The 2199-nt window shown below is 62.1% G+C and carries 1 protein-coding gene; it reads right to left on the bottom strand.

Annotated elements, in window-relative coordinates; genetic code table 11:
* A partial coding sequence (locus tag AC1DUU_RS30190) for an ATP-binding protein (RefSeq protein ID WP_476786994.1) occupies positions 1–2199 on the bottom strand: 2199 nt, incomplete at both ends.

Raw genomic sequence — 2199 nt, 5'->3', positions numbered from 1 at the left:
GGCAACGACAGGCAGGCCGGGCGATGAAAGCTCAGCCCGTATCCGTTTCATCGTCTCGATCCCATCAATGCCGGGCAGGCTGACATCCATCACCACGACATCCGGCTTGAAATCGGCGATCGCTTCGAGGGCGAGATAGCCTGAGCTCACGGCCTTTACATGGTGACCTGCCTGGGACAGTAAGGTGGTGGAGACCAGCCGCGTCGCATCGTCGTCCTCGACCACCAGGATATTGCGTGGCAGCAAGGCAGGCACGCGCCTGCGGCGGTGTTTTTCGGCAGCAAGGTTTGCGCCGACGGCTTTGTCCAGCACCAGTTCGAGCGTGAATACACTGCCCTTGCCCGGCTGCGGGCCGACCACCAGATCGGCTCCCATGAGCCGGGCAAATTCGCGGCTGATGGCCAGGCCCAAACCGGTGCCGCCAAATCGACGGGTGATTGTGGCATCCATCTGGGTGAAGGCCTGGAAGATGTCCTCCTGTCGTTCCGGCGAGATGCCGATACCGGTGTCTGAAACGACAAGGCGCAAGCTCTGCGCCTGCTTGGCGTCGGCTGCGAGCTTGACCTCGACCAGCACCTGGCCGTGCTCGGTGAACTTGATTGCGTTGCTGACTAGATTGAACAGGATCTGGCGTATCTTACCCGCGTCTGCGGTAAAGGCGGGCGCGAGTTTCGGGTCAATCTCGAGGCTCAGCTCGAGGCCCTTTTCGGTCGCCATCGGCCGCATGAAGGCGACCACCCCGGTGACCAGCTTCGATAGATCGAAATCAACCTTTTCGATGGCGATACTGCCCGACTCGACCTTGGAGTAGTCGAGGATAGTGTTAAGAATTCCGAGCAACGCTTCGCCGGAATTCGCCGCGACCGAGAGGTGTTCGCGCTGTTTGGGATTGAGCCTGGTGTCGGCAAGCAGCCGCATCATGCCCAGCATGCCGGTCATCGGCGTTCGTATCTCGTGGCTCATGGTGGCGAGGAAGGCCGACTTGGCGCTGCTTGCCTGTTCGGCCCTGGTTCGCGCCTCACCATGGTCGATCGCCTCCTTGCGCAGCTGCGTATTGACCTGCCTGATCTGCTCGGTCTGTTCTTCGACCAGTTGTTGCAGCTCTTCGCGGTGGCGCCTCAATTCGTCGGTGATGCGCTCGCGCTCCTGCTCCAGTTCGAGCCGCCGGCGCGATTCATCACGGAACTGGTTGACTGCGACCGCCATGGTGCGCAGTTCGTCATCGCCGGTGTCGGTCACCGTGACATCAAGGTCGCCGGCTGTCAGCCGCTGCATGGCGCGCGACAGTCCGCTCAAACGCCTGACAAGGTTGCGCTCGACATAAAGCCAGACGATCGCACCTGAAACCAGCACCGCGCCGACCAGAGTGACGATGAGCACGATGACACCGATCCGCACCGCGTCGTCGGCGCGGTTCGCGGTGGTCTTGGCGAACTCGTCGGAGCGGTCGAGGACGTCCCTGGCCACCTGGTTTTGCGTCACGGCAAGGTCGCGATTGGCCTGGGCCATGGCGTCGAGATCGCCAGCAAGGTCGATGACGTGCTGGCGGCGGCCGAAGATCGATCCCGACACCGGCACGTCGCCAGCGGCGGCTTCAATGGCGCCGAAGAACTCCATGCCCTGCTTGCGCCGCACCGGATCGTCAATGCTGAGGATGCGGCGCCGGATGACTTTCACATGATCCTGGAATATGCCGCTGATCTCGCTGATCTCGGCTTTCGATTCARCCCGGCTCAACCGGTTGATCAACAGGCTCACCTGCGCGCTGCGATGGCGAAGTTCGTACATGCGCTCCATCAGATAGATGTCGTGTTCGATCAGCCTGTCTACGGCGCTGTAGGCATCCTCGCGGCGCTCCGGGTCGCCGATCAGCCCGTAGAGATTGGCCGTCACCGCCGATGCGCCGGCAGAGGCGTTGGAGATCAATGTCTCCGACAACAGCAATATCGATTGCGCGGCGGCGGCTGTGGCCTCGGCACCGTCACGATAGGCCTTGTCTTCTTCCAGCCTTTGACGGACCAGCTCGTTGTTCTGCTTGAGGTTGGCAAGCATCTTTTCGACCGAGCCGGCGAACTCCTCGACCAGCTTGGGATCGATCGACAGGCGCCTGACTTCGGCCAGCGACTTGACGATCTCCTGCGACAACCCCGCAAGCTTCGCCTGTTCGGCCAGCAACTCGTCGCGCGAGCGCACGGCTGC

The organism is Aminobacter sp. P4_H6_2, from assembly GCF_056400805.1.
This window is presented reverse-complemented; position numbering and strand designations above follow the sequence as displayed.